This is a genomic window from Pseudomonas alkylphenolica (assembly GCF_000746525.1).
Lineage (GTDB): Bacteria > Pseudomonadota > Gammaproteobacteria > Pseudomonadales > Pseudomonadaceae > Aquipseudomonas > Aquipseudomonas alkylphenolica.
In genome coordinates this window covers 2,546,773-2,564,877 of record NZ_CP009048.1, presented here as the reverse complement: position 1 = coordinate 2,564,877, position 18,105 = coordinate 2,546,773, and the positions used below count along the sequence as shown (strand labels likewise).

At 61.6% G+C, this 18,105-nt stretch carries 13 protein-coding genes; 4 read left to right on the top strand and 9 right to left on the bottom strand.

Translation table 11 applies throughout. The annotated features are described in order from the left end of the window. The first annotated feature begins 1 nt into the window (after position 1). Positions 2-214 carry a hypothetical protein gene (locus PSAKL28_RS11800; protein ID WP_038610403.1) on the top strand — a complete coding sequence of 71 codons (213 nt, stop codon included), beginning with the start codon at positions 2-4 and terminating at the stop codon, positions 212-214. A 68-nt stretch (positions 215-282) separates the two neighbouring features. On the opposite strand, the gene PSAKL28_RS11795 is transcribed toward PSAKL28_RS11800, so the two are convergent. Next, positions 283-2,748 carry a UvrD-helicase domain-containing protein gene (locus PSAKL28_RS11795; RefSeq protein WP_038610401.1) on the bottom strand — a complete coding sequence of 822 codons (2,466 nt, stop codon included), beginning with the start codon at positions 2,746-2,748 and terminating at the stop codon, positions 283-285. A 221-nt stretch (positions 2,749-2,969) separates the two neighbouring features. Between PSAKL28_RS11795 and PSAKL28_RS11790 the strand changes: the two genes are divergently transcribed. Then, positions 2,970-3,668, top strand: a complete 699-nt coding sequence (locus PSAKL28_RS11790; protein WP_038610399.1) for a pirin family protein — start codon at positions 2,970-2,972, stop codon at positions 3,666-3,668. 90 nt (positions 3,669-3,758) lie between these two features. Here PSAKL28_RS11790 and pgm read toward each other — a convergent pair whose 3' ends face one another. The 6 genes from pgm to PSAKL28_RS11760 form a co-directional block, all read right to left on the bottom strand. Further along, positions 3,759-5,396, bottom strand: a complete 1,638-nt coding sequence (pgm, locus tag PSAKL28_RS11785; protein ID WP_038610397.1) for a phosphoglucomutase (alpha-D-glucose-1,6-bisphosphate-dependent) — start codon at positions 5,394-5,396, stop codon at positions 3,759-3,761. Between the two features lie 95 nt (positions 5,397-5,491). Beyond that, positions 5,492-7,753 carry an ATP-dependent DNA helicase gene (locus PSAKL28_RS11780; RefSeq protein WP_038610396.1) on the bottom strand — a complete coding sequence of 754 codons (2,262 nt, stop codon included), beginning with the start codon at positions 7,751-7,753 and terminating at the stop codon, positions 5,492-5,494. After that, positions 7,750-9,405 (bottom strand): VRR-NUC domain-containing protein, encoded by a 1,656-nt coding sequence (locus PSAKL28_RS11775; protein WP_038616554.1) that lies wholly within the window; start codon positions 9,403-9,405, stop codon positions 7,750-7,752. Before PSAKL28_RS11775 ends, PSAKL28_RS11780 begins: the two co-directional genes overlap by 4 nt. Positions 9,406-9,542: 137 nt before the next feature. Continuing rightward, positions 9,543-10,145: a TetR/AcrR family transcriptional regulator gene (locus PSAKL28_RS11770; protein WP_038610395.1), complete on the bottom strand. Its 603-nt coding sequence runs from the start codon at positions 10,143-10,145 to the stop codon at positions 9,543-9,545. A gap of 151 nt (positions 10,146-10,296) precedes the next feature. Then, positions 10,297-11,505 carry an MFS transporter gene (locus PSAKL28_RS11765; RefSeq protein ID WP_038610394.1) on the bottom strand — a complete coding sequence of 403 codons (1,209 nt, stop codon included), beginning with the start codon at positions 11,503-11,505 and terminating at the stop codon, positions 10,297-10,299. Between the two features lie 136 nt (positions 11,506-11,641). Then, positions 11,642-12,547, bottom strand: a complete 906-nt coding sequence (locus tag PSAKL28_RS11760; RefSeq protein WP_038610393.1) for a LysR substrate-binding domain-containing protein — start codon at positions 12,545-12,547, stop codon at positions 11,642-11,644. 178 nt (positions 12,548-12,725) lie between these two features. Between PSAKL28_RS11760 and PSAKL28_RS11755 the strand changes: the two genes are divergently transcribed. Together PSAKL28_RS11755 and PSAKL28_RS11750 are read left to right on the top strand one after the other, a co-directional pair. Next, the gene (locus PSAKL28_RS11755) at positions 12,726-14,144 is read left to right on the top strand and encodes an OprD family porin (RefSeq protein WP_038610391.1); all 1,419 of its coding nucleotides are present in this window, start codon (positions 12,726-12,728) and stop codon (positions 14,142-14,144) included. 24 nt (positions 14,145-14,168) lie between these two features. Continuing rightward, positions 14,169-15,089 carry a SphA family protein gene (locus PSAKL28_RS11750; protein WP_038610388.1) on the top strand — a complete coding sequence of 307 codons (921 nt, stop codon included), beginning with the start codon at positions 14,169-14,171 and terminating at the stop codon, positions 15,087-15,089. On the opposite strand, the gene PSAKL28_RS11745 is transcribed toward PSAKL28_RS11750, so the two are convergent. Next, on the bottom strand, positions 15,086-16,474 hold the full coding sequence (locus PSAKL28_RS11745; RefSeq protein ID WP_038610386.1) for an aminotransferase-like domain-containing protein: 1,389 nt from the start codon (positions 16,472-16,474) through the stop codon (positions 15,086-15,088). The genes PSAKL28_RS11750 and PSAKL28_RS11745 overlap by 4 nt on opposite strands. Beyond that, positions 16,474-17,946, bottom strand: a complete 1,473-nt coding sequence (locus tag PSAKL28_RS11740) for a hypothetical protein (RefSeq protein WP_157687023.1) — start codon at positions 17,944-17,946, stop codon at positions 16,474-16,476. Before PSAKL28_RS11740 ends, PSAKL28_RS11745 begins: the two co-directional genes overlap by 1 nt. Positions 17,947-18,105 lie beyond the last annotated feature (159 nt).

The window sequence follows — 18,105 nt, the reverse complement described above, 5'->3', positions numbered from 1 at the left end:
CATGAACGAGTGGCTGTATGCGCTGTATTGCCTGAACGGGGTAGTGTTCTTCTACCTGGTCACCAGCGTCTGCCTGCGCGGCCATAGCCGCGAGGTGGACGACCAGGTCAGCCTGATGCCATTTGCCGATGACCCGGCCGCCGCACAGCGGGTCGAACAGGCAATCGGCAAGCCGGTGCCGGCGGTCAAGCCGGATGCGGCGCTGAAAGCCTGATCGCGGGGCAAGCCCGCTCCCACAGGGGGAGTTGAATCCCCTGTGGGAGCGGGCTTGCCCCGCGATTCTCACTCCCGACCATCCTCGAAAAACGCCTTGCGCCCATCCACCTGGCTCGATGCCCTTGGCAAGTTGGCCGCCTCACCCGTGGGCTTCTCCACATACCAATAGCAATGCCTGGCCGCACGCGTGATGGCCACATAAGCCAGACGCAACACTTCATCCTTCTGGGCGTTATCGAACGCCAGAGGATCCCCCGCACGCCCCAACCCCGCCTGACGGTACACCTGGTTCTTGTACGGCGAACTGGTCAGGTGCTGGCAATCACCGAGCATGAACACCGCGTCTGCCTGCAGTCCCTTGGCACTGTGATAGGTCAGTTGGCGGAACCGGCGCTGGCTGGCTGGCAGCCCGGCCTCGTGATTTACCAAAGGCTTGATGTGCTCAGATATCAATAACTTATCGCTACTTTTTCGAAACAACATCATCACCGATTCGCCACGTCGGTAATGTTCCATCAACGTTTGCGCCAAGGCCGCTTCGTCACGTTCAAGCACTTTGACCGGCAGCGGATCCTCTGCCGCCGGGCCACAGGCTCTGGCCTTCTTGCCGGTAATCGCCGGTGCCGACTTCACGATATGCTCGGCCGCGTCGATGATGTGTTGGTGGCTACGGTAGTTGTCGGCAAGCATCACCCGGGTATTGCCTGGGGACACGAACTCCTTGCTGAACTCCATGAAGAACTTCGGCGAACTGCCACGCCAGCCGTAGATCGACTGCCAGTCGTCCCCCACACACAGCAGCGAGGAATGCTGGGCCACCCGCCCGACGTTGAGGCTTGGGCCGCGTCTGCGGATCTCGCGCAGGCAGGCCCGCAACCACGAGACGATCTGCGGCGAGACGTCCTGGAACTCGTCAATCATCAGGTGCGCCAGTGGCCGCAACAGCGGGTCAGGCAGCAAGCGCAGGTTCTCCGGGTTGTTCTCGCCGAACAGGGCAAACATGCGGTTGTAGCTCATGATCGGTGGCGACTGAGCGAGCAGGTGCGCCTCCAGGGCCTTCCAGTACAGGCCCAGGGCTTCGAAGAACTGCGCATCGCTGTCGCCTGCGGGAAAGCTCATGGCGCCCACCGCCTGGTTTACTTCAAGGCCAAGGTTCTCGATAAAGCCTGCGGCACCGACAAAGGCATCGAGCAGCGGCACCGCCGACAGCTCACCCTTGACCTTGTAATCGAAGCCCGGCCCGGCCACTGCATCACCCGCCAGGGAGGATGTCAGGCGCTTGGCTGCAGCATAGTTTTCCAACCAAATCAAAGGCTTATCGCAGAAAGCTTGAAACAGGGTGCGTTTGATCACCCACTCCGCCCAGACCGGAAGCTTGGCCCCGGGACGCTTGTACTGCTGGTTTTCACCCGGATCGAAACCGAGCACGACCCAGGCGTCCAGCTCGGCGATATGGCCATGGAAGTGGAACCGGCTGCCGTTGATCTCGACTGTCTCGCGGCTCGGCTCGATACCCTTGATCGGCCAGGCGCCGGCAGAAAACCAGAGGTCTTCGAGGGTGTCGCACAGCTCTTCGTCACGGCTGGCGGACAGCTGGGTGACGGCCACGCGCTTTTGCACATCCGGGTGATCGCGGTCCAGGGCCTTGAGCTGCAGGGCTTCGCGGCGCAGGCTGGCAATCAGCTCGGCAAACCGCGGACTGCTGTTGAGCAGGTCGCGGTAGCACAGGTTGAGTTGCTGGCGCTGGGCGTCGTTGATGCGCAGGTCGAACGGATTGCTCTCGGCATTGGCTTCGCTGCCCCCCGGCATCTCGCTGCCCAGGGTCTCGAACGCACGCACCTGGTTGAAGCCCGGCAGGCTACGCACCAGCGGCAGGATGCGCGAGTGGAAGGTACGCACCAGTTCACGAGCCTGGGCGGGACTCAGCTCAAGCTGCCAGAGGCCGAAGACCTGCACCAGACGGGCAATGAAATCCTTGCGCGACTCACGGGTGAAAGTCACCACGGTCATGGCGTCCAGCTCGTAGCCCAGGTAATGACGCAACAACAGGATGCGCAGTACCAGCGACGTCGACTTGCCAGCCCCGGCACCTGCAATCACGCAGGTAGAAGGTGTATCACTGAAGATCATCTTCCACTGCGCCGCGCTTGGCTGGGCATACGCTGGCAGGCGCAGGGCGACGTCAGCCTTGAAGCGCTTCTTCAACTCGGCCGTCAACGGCAGGCGCCAGTCGTCGAACAGGTGGTCATCCTGCCCCGGCACGCCATGGCCGTCGGGACGCGTATCACGGATCACCAGCACCTGGCGCCCGGCTTCATAGCCGTCTACCCGCCCTTCTTCGTAGCCTTCGCGCAAACCGTCGGCGTGCCCGGTGCGCTGGCCAGTGGCGTGGCCCTGGAACCAGGAATCGCGGTGCTGGGCCTGTAAACGACTCAAGCCCCGGCCCAGCAGACGCGCCGCCAGGCGCCGGATCCAGGGTAGTTGCGCAGGTGGAGTCAACTCCAGGGGTAGCTTGGGACGCTCTTCAGACACACTGACTCCAACAAGAAAAAACCTGCGCTCATGTTCGCTCCATCCGGCAGAAATCACCAGCTGATTGCTTGCAGATCAGTGAATTAGACGATGAAGCGTATAAAGCACCGCAACTATATACATCTACCAAATCGATGGAAATCAGCCGAAATTTACGCTTATTTTCGATCATAGATTCAGCGATGATTCTCCCATCAACCGACTCACCAGGAGAGCCCATCATGCTGCAACTGCGCCCTTTCAAGAGCCTTGGCCATGCCAACCATGGCTGGTTCGACGCCCACCATCATTTTTCCTTTGCCGAGTACTACGACCCACAGCGGATGCACTGGGGCAACCTGCGGGTCTGGAACGACGACCTGATTGCGGCAGGCAGCGGCTTCCCACCGCACCCGCACCGCGACATGGAAATCATCACTTATGTGCGTGAAGGTGCCATCAGCCACCAGGACAACCTGGGCAACAAGGGCCGCACCGAGGCCGGTGATGTGCAGGTGATGAGTGCTGGTACCGGCATCACCCACAGTGAATACAACCTGGAAAAAGTCGATACGCGAATCTTCCAGATCTGGATCGTGCCGGAGCGCGTCGGACAGGCGCCTTCGTGGGGCTCCCGGCCCTTCCCGAAAGGCGAGCGTGGCGAAGGCTTCGTGACCCTGGCCAGCGGTCGTGAAGGAGATGAGGACAGTCTGCGCATTCGCGCCGATGCGCGGCTGGTGGCGGCAACCCTGCAGGCAGGGGAAAGCGCTGAGTATCGCTTTGAAGCCGGACGGCGTGGCTATCTGGTGCCAGCCAAGGGGCTGATCGAGGTGAATGGTGTGCGGGCCGAAGCGCGCGATGGTGTTGCCATTGAGGATGAGCAGGTGCTCAGGGTGACGGCGCTGGAAGACAGCGAGATCGTGCTGGTGGATGTGGCATAGCTTTAGGCCTTATCGCGGGGCAAGCCCGCTCCCACAGGGTGTTGATTCACCCTGTGGGAGCGGGCTTGCCCCGCGATGCATTTCAGGCCATCAAGCGATAGCAGCATCCACTAGCGCCTGGGCTTCAGCCACCAGGCGTTGCAGGTGCTCTTCGCTAACAAAGCTTTCCGCGTAGATCTTGTAGATATCCTCGGTACCCGACGGCCGTGCGGCGAACCAGCCGTTGGCGGTCATCACCTTCAGACCGCCAATGGCCTGGTTGTTACCCGGGGCATGGCTGAGGATCTGTTCGATCGGCTCACCAGCAAGCTCGGTCGACTTGACCTGCTCCGGTGCCAGCTTGCTCAGCAGCGCCTTTTGCTGCGCATTGGCCTTGGCCTCAACGCGAGTGGCAAAGGGTTCGCCCAGCTCAGCAGTCAGCTCGGCATAAGCCTGGCTCGGGTCACGACCGGTACGGGCGGTGATCTCCGCCGCCAGCAGCGCCGGAATCAAGCCGTCCTTGTCAGTCGTCCAGACGCTGCCATCCTTGCGCAGGAACGAAGCACCGGCGCTTTCCTCACCACCAAAGCCCAGGCTGCCATCGAACAGACCATCAGCGAAGAACTTGAACCCTACCGGCACTTCATACAAGCGGCGGCCCAGACGTGCCGTGACGCGGTCGATCAGGCCACTGCTGACCACGGTCTTGCCGACTGCAGCATCCTGACGCCACTGCGGACGGTGCTTGAACAGGTAATCGATGGCCACGGCCAGGTAGTTGTTCGGGGCCAGCAAGCCGTTCTTGGTGACGATGCCGTGACGGTCGTGGTCCGGGTCGCAGGCAAAGGCCACGTCGAAACGCTCGCGCAGGCCAATCAGGCCCTGCATGGCGTAGGGTGAGGACGGGTCCATGCGGATCTGGCCATCCCAGTCGACCGACATGAAACGGAACGTCGGGTCGACCTCGGTGTTGACCACTTCCAGATTCAGCTTGTAATGCTCGGCAATCGCCGACCAGTAACGCACACCCGCCCCACCCAGCGGATCAACGCCCAGACGCAGGTTAGCGCTGCGGATGACGTCAAAATCAATGACGTTTTCCAGGTCGGCGACATAGCTGGCCACATAGTCATGGCGGTGAGTGGTGCTGGCCTGCAGCGCCTGCTCGTGATCCATGCATTTGATGTCTTTGAGACCGCCGGCCAGCAGCTCGTTGGCTTTGGCTTCGATCCACTTGGTCACATCGCTGTCGGCCGGGCCGCCATTGGGCGGGTTGTACTTGAAGCCACCGCTTTGCGGCGGGTTATGCGAAGGCGTGATGACGATGCCATCGGCCAGGCCGCTGCTGCGCCCACGGTTGTAGCAAATGATGGCGTGCGACACCGCCGGCGTCGGCGTGTACTCGTCATCTTTGGACAACATGACTTCAACGCCATTGGCCGCCAGCACCTGCAAGGCACTGGCTGCAGCCGGTGTCGACAGCGCATGGGTATCGGCGCCAACGAACAGCGGACCGTCGATGCCCTTGGCCTGACGGTACAGGCAGATCGCCTGGCTGATGGCCAGGACATGATTTTCGTTGAAGCTCAGGTCCAGCGAGCTGCCGCGGTGCCCGGAAGTGCCGAACGCGACACGCTGGCTGGCAATGCTGGCATCGGGCTGGCCGGTATAGTAGGCGGTCAACAGGCGCGGAATATCCACCAGCACGGAGGCTGGAGCCGGTTTGCCTGCCAAAGGACTGAGCTTCATGCAAAACCTCAAGAAAGGATGTTCAGGGTAATGAAAACACGGAGTTTACTGGCACTTTGACAAGCACGCGATGCCAATGCTCCCCGGCGCCGTGATTATTTCTGCTGCGACGCCCACCAGGCCGGAAACATGCCCTGCACCCGCGGCTCGGCAAAGCGATCGTCGATCAGCATGACCATGCCCCTGTCGTCTGTGCCGCGAATCACCCGCCCAGCCGCCTGGATGACCTTCTGCACCCCGGGATACAGGTAGGTGTAGTCGAACCCGGCGCCGAACAGCTGGGCCATGCGTTGCTTGATCTGCTCGTTCACCGGGTCGACCTGCGGCAGCCCCAGGGTGGCGACAAAGGCGCCGATCAAGCGTGTGCCCGGCAGATCGACGCCCTCGGCAAAGGCCCCACCCAGCACGGCAAAGCCAACACCACGCCCCTGGGGCTCGAAGCGCTGCAAAAATCCCTGGCGCTGCGTCTCGTCCATCCCCGGCGCCTGGCACCACTGGACGATGTGCGGATGGCTTGCGGCCAGCATTGCAGCCACCTGTTGCAGGTACTCGAAACTGCTGAAGAACGCCAGATAGTTACCGGGCGCTTCGGCAAACTGCGCAGCAATCAGCTCGGCGATCGGCGCCACCGAGGCGGCTCGATGCTGATAACGGGTCGAGACATGGCTGACCACCTGCACGCGCAATTGCTCGGCGGCAAAGGGTGAAGCCACTTCGAGCCAGGCGGTGTCGGCCGGCATCCCGAGCAAGTCGGCGTAGTAGTGCCTTGGGCTCAGGGTCGCGGAAAACAACGTGACGCTACGGGCGCTCGCCATCCGCGGGCCGATCTGTGCCGCCGGTACCACATTGCGCAGGCACAAGGTCGACAGACTGCGTTTGCCCGGCCCCTCGCGCTTGCTGATATCGAAGAGATAATGGGCGTCGAACAGCTCACTGACGCGGATGAACTGCAACGCATCGAAGAAAAACTGCAACAGCGCCGGATCAAGCCCGGTGGGTTGCTGGTTGAGTTGCTCCTGGATCAGACCGACACACTGCTGCAACGCCTTGAGGAACGCCTCCGGTAACGCCTCGATCACCTGATAAGGCGCCACCTGCGCCTTGTGCAGGGTATTCCACTGACGGTTCAGGCGATCCAGCGCACTGCCCATGCCTGCCGGCTTGCTCCGGCGCAAGGCCTGCAACTGCCATTGATCGAGGCTGGCGCTGTACATCTGCCGTGCCCGCTCCACCAGGTTGTGCGCCTCATCCACCAACACTGCCACCCGCCACTGGTTGACCTGGGCCAGACCATAGAGCAAAGCACTCTGGTCGAAATAGTAGTTGTAGTCGGCCACCAGCACATCGACCCAACGCGCCATCTCCTGCCCCAGGTAATAAGGGCAGACCTGATGAGCCAGGGCAACCTCGCGCAATGCGGCCTTGTCGAGGATGGTCAGCGCCTGGGCCGCCTGGCGAGCAGCGGGCAGACGGTCGTAGAAGCCTCTGGCCAAGGGGCAGGCCTCACCATGGCACGCCGTGCCGGGGTACTCGCAGGCTTTGTCGCGGGCCACCAGTTCCAGGCTGCGCAGGGCAAGCTTGGGAGCACTGTCGTGGAGCTGATGCAGGGCTTCCAGGGCCAGGGCACGGCCGGGTGTCTTGGCGGTGAGAAAGAAGATTTTGTCCAGCTGCTGCGGGACCATGGCCTTGAGCAACGGGAACAGGGTGCCGAGGGTCTTGCCAATACCGGTGGTGGCCTGGGTCATCAGGCAGCGCCCGGTACTCACCGCCTTGTACACAGTCTCGGCAAGATCGCGCTGACCACGGCGCATCTGACCATAGGGAAAGGCCAGTGCCTGCAGTCCACCGTCGCGCAAGGCCACCCGCTGTACTTGCTGTTCGGCCCAGTGCAGGAAGATCGCGCACTGGCTGTTGAAGTACTGCTCAAGCTCCAGCGCACTGCAGCGCTGTTCGATCAGGGTCTGGCTATCGCTGTCGACATCCAGGTACACCAGGGCCAGAGTGATTTCGCTGAGCTGACGTTGCTGGCAGAGCAACCAGCCATAGACTCTGGCCTGGGCCCAGTGCAACTGCCGATGATTGTCCGGCTGACGCGCCAGGTCGCCGCGGTAGGTCTTGATCTCCTCCAGGCGATTGAGTTGCGGGTCATAGCCATCGGCCCGGCCGCGCACCTGCAAGTTCCCAAACTGCCCCTCCAGGCTGATCTCGGCCTCGAATTCCGGCCCACGCCTGGCCACCACCCGCTGATGGCCGCTGATGCCCTCCTGGGCGGTGGGCGACGGAGTGAAGCGCAAGTCCAGATCGCCAACCTTGGCGCTGAACTCGCACAATGCCCGCACTGCCACGCGATAACTCATGGTGTCGGCGTTATCCAGCGCACATGGCACACCTCGACCGGCAGGCCGTGCTCGCTACAGAAATCGATCCAGCGCAGCTGGTTATCCTGCAGGCGGTCACCCGGCCCCTTGACCTCGATCATTCGGTAATGCTGCTGTTCGGGCCAGAACTGGATCAGGTCGGGCATGCCGGCGCGGTTGCTCTGGATGTCTTCGAGCAAACGCTCGAAGCAGTGTTTGAGGTGCAGCGCTGGCAGGCAGGCCAGAGCCTGTTCGAGCAGCGTTTCGTCGAGCACCTGCCAATAGACAAAGGGCGACTGCAGGCCCTGTTTGCTGACGAAGTGCCGGCGGATGGTCTGTCGGTAGCGACCATCCTCCAGTTGCGCCAGACAGTCGGCGAACAAGGCACTGCGCCGCGCCTGAAACTCTGGATCGTGCAGGTCTTGCGGGGCGCTCTGGAACGGGTGAAAGAACGCGCCCGGCAACGGCGCGAAAATGGCTTCCCAACACAACAGGCCAAACAGACTGTTGAACAGGGTGTTCTCCACGTAATGCACCTGACTGCCCTGCTCTTGCAGGTGCAGCTGCGCCGCCTGCTCCACCCCCAGCGCCGCCTGCTCCAGCGGCAATTGCAGTTCGATCAGGCCAGTCTGTGTTTTCACCCGTCGTCGTCGTTGCGGCGGCCCACCCAGCTTGCGCTGCAGGCGTGGCAGGATCCGCGTCAGCGCCTGGACTTCGATGGGACTGGCGGGTTGTGCGGCAACTTCCGTAGCCAGGGCATGGGCCTGGTCCCACTGCTCACTGCGTTCGAGCACCCGAATCCGCCGAATCCGTGCTTGCGGGTGCTGGCTGCGCGGGTAGATCCGCAGCGCCAGGTCCCAGTCACCCAGGCGTTCGCTATGCTGACCAAGCTGGTACAGCAGGCGCGAGCGACGGCGTAGCAGCCAGGGATTATCGCTGTCCAGTGACTCGACCTGCTCCAGCACCTGCGACAGCGGCGCGCCCAGCTCGAGCAACTCGGTGCAATGGTGCAGCGCCAGGGCCAGGTCAACATCGCTACGTTGACGCAGCGCCCGCGATTCTTCACTGAACGCCACCTGCTCGTAGCGCAGCAGGCCGAGGTCTGCCAGGACGAATTCCGACCAGTCCTGATACAGGTTGCCGAAGAACAGCAGGCGAAAGCGATCACACAGTGCTTGCAGCTGCAAGGTAATGATCGGTTCGGCGAAGCCTGGCAACCAGTCTTGCAAGGGCCGAGGCGGCAGTTCGAGCGCTTGCAACTGGGCGAAAAGCTCGGCCTTGGCCGCCCTCGGACGCGTCAGTTGCGGCGCAAAACCACTGGCGATTTCTTCCTTGCGCAGCACCTGAAACAGCTGTTCGAGACTCAAGTGGCTAGCGTCGGTGACCCAGCCCCGCGCCAGCAAAGGCTGCAAGGCTGACAGCGGCGGCCCGATTTCTTCATAGACCAGCTTGCTGGGGCGAAACAGCTCGCCTTTGCGCATCACCATGCGCACCAGCAACGCCCGGGCAGCGTGCGGTTGCTCAGGGAACTGGGCAATGAAGGCGCGCTCGCTGTCATCCAGCAGATCGGCATAGCGCAGCGCAATCCACTGCAGCACTTGCTCGAAGTTGTGCAGGTAATAGAACGGGTCGTCGACAGAGTGGGCAATCACGGCAAGGCTACTGGCAGGCATTGATGGCACTGTTTATACATACAGACCTGTAGCATTGGCAACCTGCATACGGACCGCCGGTCAGCAGCCGATAAATACGCTTTATCAAAAACCCGAGCCAGCAAAGACGCCTTCGCTCATTCCTCCTCACCCTGCCGTTTAACCAGAATCCCACGCAGTAGCAAATCCAGCGCAGCAACACCTTGTGCCAGCCGCGCATTGCCGTCCTCTGCATTTGCAATCCAGAACGCAACTTCAGCAAGGCTGCCATAAATCAAGGATGCCAGGGCCTGTGAATTGACATTGGCAACGATGCCTTGCTGTATCAAGTCGTCGATCAGCAGTTGCATCGACTCCACACAGTGACGTTGCCCATCCAGCGAGCCGCCCCCCAGCACTGCCCTGGCATCGCGCAAGACAATGCGCTGAATTTGAGGCTCCAGCGCCATCTCCAGATAGGCACGACAGCGATCGCGAAAGCCTTCCCATGCATCCTCGGCAGTGTCAGTGATGGCCTGCAGACGCTGATCCATCTCGGCGTCCAGTTGCGCCACTACTGCCGACAACAACCCCTGTTTGTCACCAAAGTGATGATAGAGCGCACCACGGGTCAACCCCACCAGCGCGGTAAGGTCATCCATCGAAGTGTCCGCATACCCGCGCTCGGTAAAAAGCTTGCGTGCGGTCGCCAACAACGTGGCACGGGTTTCTTCCATTTCGGCGCGGGTACGGCGAGCCATCCGGTTATTCCTGTTCTAAGCAGCCAGAGGTAGGCATAGGCGTATTTATTCATACAGTGCGTATCTATTGTCATGACCGAGTGATGGGATGACAAGCCCCGCGATTCAGAAGCCCACCGCTTACGGCCAACGCACCATGAAGGCCGCTCAATTAAACGGAACAAGGAACCTGTTCGACCCGATCACGCATGCGCTGATACCCCCAAAGCGCTACCAGCAACACCGCAACGCCGGCACAAAGTGCTACGTTGAATCCGGCCTTGGCGCCCAGCAGATCGACAACCTGGCCCGATGCCGCAGCTCCGGTAGCGACACCAATATTCAGCCCGGCCAGCAACCAGGTCATTCCTTCGGTCAGCTTGCTGTGCGGTACGATGCGCTCTACCAGAGACATCGCCACAATCATGGTGGGCGCGAAGAACAGCCCTGCCACCAGCACCGCAACCGACAGGCCAAAAATGTTCTCTGCGAACAACAGTGGCAAAGTGGTCGCTGCCGTCGCAACACTACCCAGCAGGAGCAACTTGTGCAGCGGTGTCTTTAGCTTCAGCGCACCGAAAACCAGCCCGGCAACGCATGAGCCAATGGCGTAGCACGATAAAACCACGCTCGCTGCAGCCGCAGAGCCCACCTGTTCGGCGAAGGCTACGCTGACGATGTCCACTGTGCCGACGATCACGCCCATGACGATCATCAGCAACGTCAGCAAACGCACGCCCGCAAGACGGAAGACTGACACTTCGTGTTGTCCAGCCCCGGCAGCGCCTTCCACTGGCGGCTCGGTGCTCACCTGAGCGACCAGGGCAAACACGCCTATGGCCAACAGCACTGCGGCGGCCAGCGGTCCCGCCTGCGGCAACACCGCCACGCTCAACCCCACCGAAATCGGCGGGCCGGCGATGAAGGTCACTTCGTCGAGCACTGTTTCCAGCGAATAGGCCGTCTGCAGTTGTGCCTTGCCACGGTAGATGGCGGTCCAGCGGGCACGCACCATCGCCGACATGCTGGGCATGAAGCCGGCCAGCCCGGCGCCGACAAACAACGTCCAGTCCGCTGCCTGCCAATAGGTACAGGCAAGCAGCAGCAAGATTCCCACGACGCTAAGACCGGCAGCCGCCGGCAACACCCGGCGTTGGCCGTAACGATCCACCAGGCGTGAGACCTGGGGTGACATCAGGGCATACGTAAGCACGAAAGTGGCCGATACAGCGCCGGCCAGGCCATAGCTGCCACGCAGTTGCGACAGCATGGTGATGATGCCGATTGCGGTCATCGGCAACGGGATGCGGGCCAGCAGGCCGGCCAAGGCAAAACCCTTGGTGCCCTGAGCCTGGAATAACGCGCGGTATAGATTGAACATGCTCGACTCTCCCTATCGAAAAACTCCGTTCGCCAGCGCTCACGTGACAATATACATACACATCGTATGATTAAACCTTATTATCATACGCACTGAATGTAAATTGCCACTTCAAGGGATTTGCCAACCTGCCGGTTCAGCGCTGCCCCCAGGCCTGCCGGAAAGCCTCGTCAAGGTAGTCGATCAGTGCCCGCACCGAAGGCAGCAGCCCGCGCCGTGACGCAAACATCGCCACCACTACGCCCTCGGCCGGGGCCCATGCGGGTAATACCTGCACCAGCTGCCCTTGCTGCAGTTCGCTGGCCACCAGAAAGTGCGGCACACAGCCAACCCCTACGCCGTCGAGCAGCGCCTGCTTGAAGGTAGCGATGTCGTCGCTGATCAGCCGGGGTCGATGGCGAACTTCAACCACTTGCTCGCCATCGCTCAGTTGCCAGGTATTGCTGGCACGGGTGCGCTCCCATTCGACACTGGGCAACTCGCCCAGCTGCAGTGGAAACTGCGGCAGCACATGGCGTGCCAGCAATTGCGGGCTACCCACCAGCACCTGGGGGCAGCGAGCCAGTGGCTTCATCACCAGGTCGCTGTTCTCCAGCGGCAGAAAGGCCAGGCTCAGGGAGAGGTCGAAGCCCTCACTGATCACATCGACTTTGCGGTTGAAGGATTTGACATAGAGTTCGACCCGCGGGTGCTGGCTCATGAAGCTGGCCAACATCGGCGCCAGGGCGAAATTCAGCAGCAGCGTGGTGCAACTGATGCGGATCGTCCCGCAGGGTTCGGCGCGGTTGCGCTGCACCACACTCTCCGCCGCCTCCACCTCGGCCATCATCGCCTGGCAATGGCGATAGTAGTCCTGGCCGATTTCAGTGACTTGGAAATAGCGGGTCGAACGCTGGATCAAACGAAAGCCCAAACGCTCTTCCAGGCTGCCGACCTTGCGGCTGACGGTCGACTTGGGCATGCCCAACTGGCGAGCGGCAGCGGCAAAGCCACCCTGCTCGACTACCTTCAAGTACACGAACAACTCATTCAGATCAATCATGCATGGACTCTCGATCGTTCCATAAATGGGACTTAGAAGTCCGAACATGTGGATTACGCGACCACCATAAACCCACTAAAGTCACAAGTTATTCGATTCAGGTGGTCGATGGCGACACATTTTGACTGAATAACGTACCACCACTAGAACAACGACAGCATTTGGGGGCACCGCACTGATGAACCGGGTAAACCCAAGTCGATCACCGTTGCTGGCCCTGAGTCTGGTGTGCGCCTCCACGGCCAGCCAGGCCGACAACTCCCTCGGGCAACGCGACAACATCAACATCGACCTGACCCAGCGCCAGCACGCGGAACTAGCCATCGCCCCCGGATTGATCAGCGGCTCGAGCCTCAACGGCCTGCTGCGCAATTACTACTTCGCCCGCGACAACCACCACACCCCGGCACGGCGCGATCAACGCGAGTGGGCGCAAGGCGTGCTGTTGTCATTTCGCTCCGGCTACACCGACACCCTGGTCGGCATCGGCCTGGATGTGCACGGTTTCAGCGCCTTGAAGCTGGACGGCGGTGGCGGCAGTGGCGGTGCCGGCCTGATGCCGCTGGACAGCCAGGGCCGACCGCAAGACGAGTTTTCCGCTGCCGGTGCGGCGTTGAAATTTCGTGCCTTCGACAGCCTGCTCAAAGTCGGTGACCAGTTGCTGGAAAACCCGCTGATCGCCAGTGGCAGCAGTCGCCTGTTCCCGCAGAGCTATCGAGGGGTGACGGTAAAAAACTTCAGCATCGATCAGCTCATGTTCGATGCCGGCTGGGTCGAGTCGACCCGCCTGCGCAACCAGAGTGGCCACAGCAACCTGCAAAGCGCCTACGGCAATGGCAACCGGGCGGGGGTCGCCCCTGACCGCGAAAGCGCGCACATGACCTGGCTTGGCGCGACCTACAACGTCGTCCAGGCTTTGAACCTGACTTGGTACAGCGGCCGCCTCGAAGACCTGTGGGACCAGCACTACCTGGGTGTGAGCCAGACCTTCGCGCTGAGTCCCACCCTGCGTCTGACGCCCTACCTGCACTACTACAAGACGCGTGACCAGGGCCGCAGCCAGCTGGGGCCGATCGACAACGATGCCTACAGTGCCGGCCTGACCCTGGCGCAGGGTGCGCAGTCGCTGACCTTCGGGTTGCAGAAGATCGATGGCGACACCCCGTTCGACTTTCTCGCCCAGAACGACCGGACGTTCCTCTACCTGAACAACGCCATGCAGTACGCCGACTTCAACGGCCCCGGCGAAAAGTCCTGGAAACTGCAGTACCAGACCAGCCTGCAAGCCCTGCGCGCGCCGAACCTGCAGTTGAGTGTCGGCTACACCCGCGGCGAAGCCGACCTCACCCGTGTCGATCCGGCAAGCCCCGGCTATGGCTACATCTACAACCCCGACGGCAAGCATGCCAAACACTGGGAGCGCGATATCGCCTTGCGCTACGCCGTGCCCGATGGCCCGGCCAAGGGCCTGAACCTGACCCTGCGCTGGGCCAGTCATCGTCCCGGTGACGGCTACACCGCCCCAGGCAATACCCGCGGCAACGCCAGCGCCGACGAATACCGGGTGATCCTCGATTACCCCTTCAACCTGCTTTGATCAAACCTGACAAGAGACTCTTGCATGCGTGCAGCCCACCTGCCCACCCTTGGCCTGCTCTGGCCGTTAATGTGCCTGGAAGCCCAAGCCGACAGCGTCAGCCTGCCTCCCCTGCCCCTGGGCAACACCAGCTTTCTGGATGGTATTACCCAACCCGGCATGCTCTTCGAGCTGCCAGTCCAGTACAACCGCAGCAACCAGAGCGTCGATGCCGGCGGCCACTCGGTACCGGGGCGCCAGCGGGTACGCAGCGCCACTGTGTTGCCGCACTTCGCCTACATCAGCGAGCAGCGCATCGCAGGCGCCTATTACGGTGCCGAAGTGCTGTTGCCACTGGTGCACCTGGACCTTGATATCGACGGCGGCCCGCAAGGCACCCGTACCCGTCAGGGCGACCTGGTGGTCAGCCCGTTGTTGCTGCAGTGGGACCCGGTCACCTTGTTCGGCCGCCCCTTCTGGCAGCGCCTGAACTTCGTCTTCACCCTGCCCACCGGTGATTACGACAAGAACGCGCAGATCAATACCGGCAGCAATGTCTGGACCTTCAGCCCGCACTACGCCTTCACCTGGCTGGCCAGCGAGCGCCTGGAGTTCAGCGGTCGCCTGCACTACGCCTGGAACAGCCGCAACGACAGCCCGGCCGAACGCCTGCAAGCCAGTGACATCCAGCCCGGTGAAGCCGTGCACAGCAACTTTGCCGCCTCCTACGCCCTGGACGATCATTGGCGTGTGGGCCTGGCCGGTTACCACCTCAAACAGATCAGTGCCGACCGCATCGACGGCCATCGTCAGCAGGACTCCAAAGAGCAGGTGTTCGGCTTCGGGCCCGGGGTGCGTTACAGCACCGGCGGGCACAGCGTGTTCGTCAACTACTACAGCGAATCCGGGGCACGCAATCGCGCCGAAGGTGACCAGTTGACCTTGCGTTACCTGCTGGCCTTCTAGAGCCGCTGCAACACCTCACGCAACACACTCAACCCACCCTGCAGATCATCGTGTGGCGTTGGTGGCCAGCCCAGACGCATATGCTGACAATAATCCCCCTGCAGGCTGAACAGCTCACCCGGCGCGATCACCAGCCCCTGATCCAGCATGCGATGAAACAGGGCGCGGATGTCCAGCGGCGTCCGCGCTTGCGCCCAGATCGTTGCCCCTCCCGCCGGCATCTGAAAGTGCAAATGAGCGCCCAGTTGCACCTGCATCTGCCGATACAGGTGGGTGACGCGCTCATGCAGGCGCAAGCGTGCCTGCTCCAGATGGAGGTCGATGCGCCCCTTGGCATACAGCCGGGCCACTGCCTGTTGACGCAAAGGCGGCAAGCGAAAGCCCCGGGCCAGAAATTGATGCTGCAGTTGCCGCGGGCAATGGCGCGACAACAGGTAGGCATACGGCGCTTCGGCCCCCACCGTGCGCTCCAGTGACGAGAACACCAGCAATCGCTGCGGGTCGACCATTTCGCGCAGGCAGCGCTGTGGCGGTGCGGCAAAGCAGTACTCGGACTCCAGGTCGTTTTCCAGCAGCCACACCCCGTGCTCAGCCAGCAACTGGGCAATCGCCTGATGCTGTGCCAGCGGCACCAGGCTGCCATGAGGGCTGTTCAGGCGCGAGGCGAGCATGACCATGCGCACCGGCTCGCGCTGCAGCACCCTGGCAAAACGCTCAAGGTCCAGCGCCCCGTCACTGCCCAACGGCAACTCGATGACCCGTAACCCGCTGACCCGCAAGATCCTCAGCAAACGCCAGGAACACGGCGCAGTCACCACAATCGTGCAGCCTTGCAGCTCCAGGGCTGCCAGCATCGTCTCGAACAGCGAGCGAAGGTCCAGCGCCAGATAAACATCTTCGGCATTCCAGTACAGCTGCACGGAACGGGTATAGCGCGCCGCCAGCGCGGTGCGCAGCTCGAGCTCGCCACACGGATGTACAAGCCCGGCAGGCCGTGGACTCTGGCGCAACAGCTGGCGCTCGACCGCCAGTAAGTTCGACTCCAGTGAAGGCAGGGATTGCACGCCACTAAACTCCAGCAGCTGCGGGCTGCCGGCATGCTGCTGCAGATCCTGCAACAAGTGCTCATCAGCCAGTGCCTGCACCGCCAGCGCACCGCCCCTGGCAAAATAGCCGGACTTGGGCACCGACTGTACGCGCCCTTCGTGCTCAAGCAACGAGTAGGCGTACTGGATGGTCGAGATCGAAACATTCAAACGCTGCGACAGATCCCGTAGCGAAGGCAGCTTGTTGTAGCTGCCCGGCGCCATCTGGGCAATCAGTTCAACCAGGTAGCGATACACCGCCTGATAGGCAAACACGCTGGTTTTGGTCGCTCGCTTCATCAAGGGCTGCCAACCTGATCACCCCTGTGCCGCATGCCGTTCGCACGGTCAGCCTGCAGATGACGCAGATCGGCACCCCGCACTCGCAAACGGTTCAACAGGCAGTCGGCGGGACGTTCGGCCAATGGCTCGCGGGCATAGAGCTGTTGCAGCATGACCAGCGGCAAGCCGCTGGTATCCACCAACCACTGCACCACCGGTTCCGGCGCCGGTTGCCTGCGCAACGCCTTGTGCAAATATGGGACGGCAACCAGCATGCCGGAGTGGCAGCGGCGCAGAAAAGCTTCCAGCTTCAGGCCCTGCCCGACAAAAGGACTGAACAACTGGCAAACCAGTTGCGCTTCGCGCAGGCCATACGCTTGCAGGGCGAAATCATTCGCCTCGCTACGCCGCAGTTCCAGTACCCCCGGTTGCCAGTGATTGAGCACCCGGGTCTGCACAGATTGCGCTAGCGCGTTGCGCTGCATTACCTGACGGGTTTGCTGCAGGTAGCGCTCGATACCGTCACGATAGTGCGTGTCATCGATGAATTCCGCCTGCAGCCCTTGCAGGTGGGCCAACAGCAAGGGATTGGCACCCCCCGAGCGTTCACAGGGAAAGGCCTGCTCGTCGAAACGATGGCCCAGAAAGCGACTCAGCCGTTCACCCTGGTGGGAATCACGATCAGACACCAGGTCATCGATGGCGATAAAGCGCAACGCCGGCCGACAGTCCGCATCAGGGCCAGGCAGCACCGCAGGCGCAGGCTCGCGCCCCTGCAACAGGTTCCAATAGCGGGCGCGCAGTTCACTCATCCCTTCCAGCAACGAGATGGCACAGCTGTGGATCGGACGTACCCCGAGCAACTCCGCATCACGCAATGAGCGCCGGCTCCAGGCCAGGTAGCGCTTGCGATCAGCGAGCGACTCGGTACTGATAATGGCATCCACACCGCCCTTGCAGCGCATTGCCTGCAGGGCTAGTTCAGCCAGATGCAGATAGCCATGGCTGGCAAAGTTCGCCAGCAACGGCCCGTCACTCGACAGATGCCCGCACAGCAACCATTCCTGCCGCTCTGCCTGCTGCTGGTCGCTGGACGGTACTCGACGGCTGTCGTAAGGCAACAGTTCGCCGGCATCGAGCACCAGCAAATCGACGCGCGGATCATCATGCATAAACAACCTGGAGAACGTGCTATCGATGTTTGCCAGGGCGGTTGTGCTCATCCCGGCTTGCCAGGCAGTGGCAATACGCAGATGGAACGTCGCCGGGGATCGTGCGGCAATACTCAGCTGCGCCGCGCGTAAACAGGCAAGGGCCTGGGCGCTGGACAAGCTGGCATCGAGCACGAACATCAAGCGCAATCCCTTGATACGCTCGACCCCGCCGGCGGCCACAATCAGCCGCTGAATCAATAGCTGCAGCGAGGCCTTTTGCGCCTGCGACAAATGCTCAAGCAATCGTTGCAATACTTGCTGATATATATACTGCATGGCCTGATCGTGAATACTGCCCATAACGCCCACCTGAATTTCAGTTACGACCGCCTGAAAGAAATCGCTCCTGCGAAATCATTCAATCAGCAGAAATAAAGACCCGTCTAATATCCTAGGAAACTTCCCACAAGTTCCTACAGAAACTTGCTGACCTGC

What these genes read in the sequence shown, in the direction of transcription:
- PSAKL28_RS11800 (WP_038610403.1), top strand. Translation starts at nt 2, where the DNA reads ATGAACGAGTGGCTGTATGCGCTGTATTGCCTGAACGGGGTAGTGTTC.
- PSAKL28_RS11790 (WP_038610399.1), top strand. Translation starts at nt 2,970, where the DNA reads ATGCTGCAACTGCGCCCTTTCAAGAGCCTTGGCCATGCCAACCATGGC.
- pgm (WP_038610397.1), bottom strand. Translation starts at nt 5,396, where the DNA reads ATGAAGCTCAGTCCTTTGGCAGGCAAACCGGCTCCAGCCTCCGTGCTG.
- PSAKL28_RS11780 (WP_038610396.1), bottom strand. Translation starts at nt 7,753, where the DNA reads ATGAGTTATCGCGTGGCAGTGCGGGCATTGTGCGAGTTCAGCGCCAAG.
- PSAKL28_RS11770 (WP_038610395.1), bottom strand. Translation starts at nt 10,145, where the DNA reads ATGGCTCGCCGTACCCGCGCCGAAATGGAAGAAACCCGTGCCACGTTG.
- PSAKL28_RS11765 (WP_038610394.1), bottom strand. Translation starts at nt 11,505, where the DNA reads ATGTTCAATCTATACCGCGCGTTATTCCAGGCTCAGGGCACCAAGGGT.
- PSAKL28_RS11760 (WP_038610393.1), bottom strand. Translation starts at nt 12,547, where the DNA reads ATGATTGATCTGAATGAGTTGTTCGTGTACTTGAAGGTAGTCGAGCAG.
- PSAKL28_RS11755 (WP_038610391.1), top strand. Translation starts at nt 12,726, where the DNA reads ATGAACCGGGTAAACCCAAGTCGATCACCGTTGCTGGCCCTGAGTCTG.
- PSAKL28_RS11750 (WP_038610388.1), top strand. Translation starts at nt 14,169, where the DNA reads ATGCGTGCAGCCCACCTGCCCACCCTTGGCCTGCTCTGGCCGTTAATG.
- PSAKL28_RS11745 (WP_038610386.1), bottom strand. Translation starts at nt 16,474, where the DNA reads ATGAAGCGAGCGACCAAAACCAGCGTGTTTGCCTATCAGGCGGTGTAT.
- PSAKL28_RS11740 (WP_157687023.1), bottom strand. Translation starts at nt 17,946, where the DNA reads ATGCAGTATATATATCAGCAAGTATTGCAACGATTGCTTGAGCATTTG.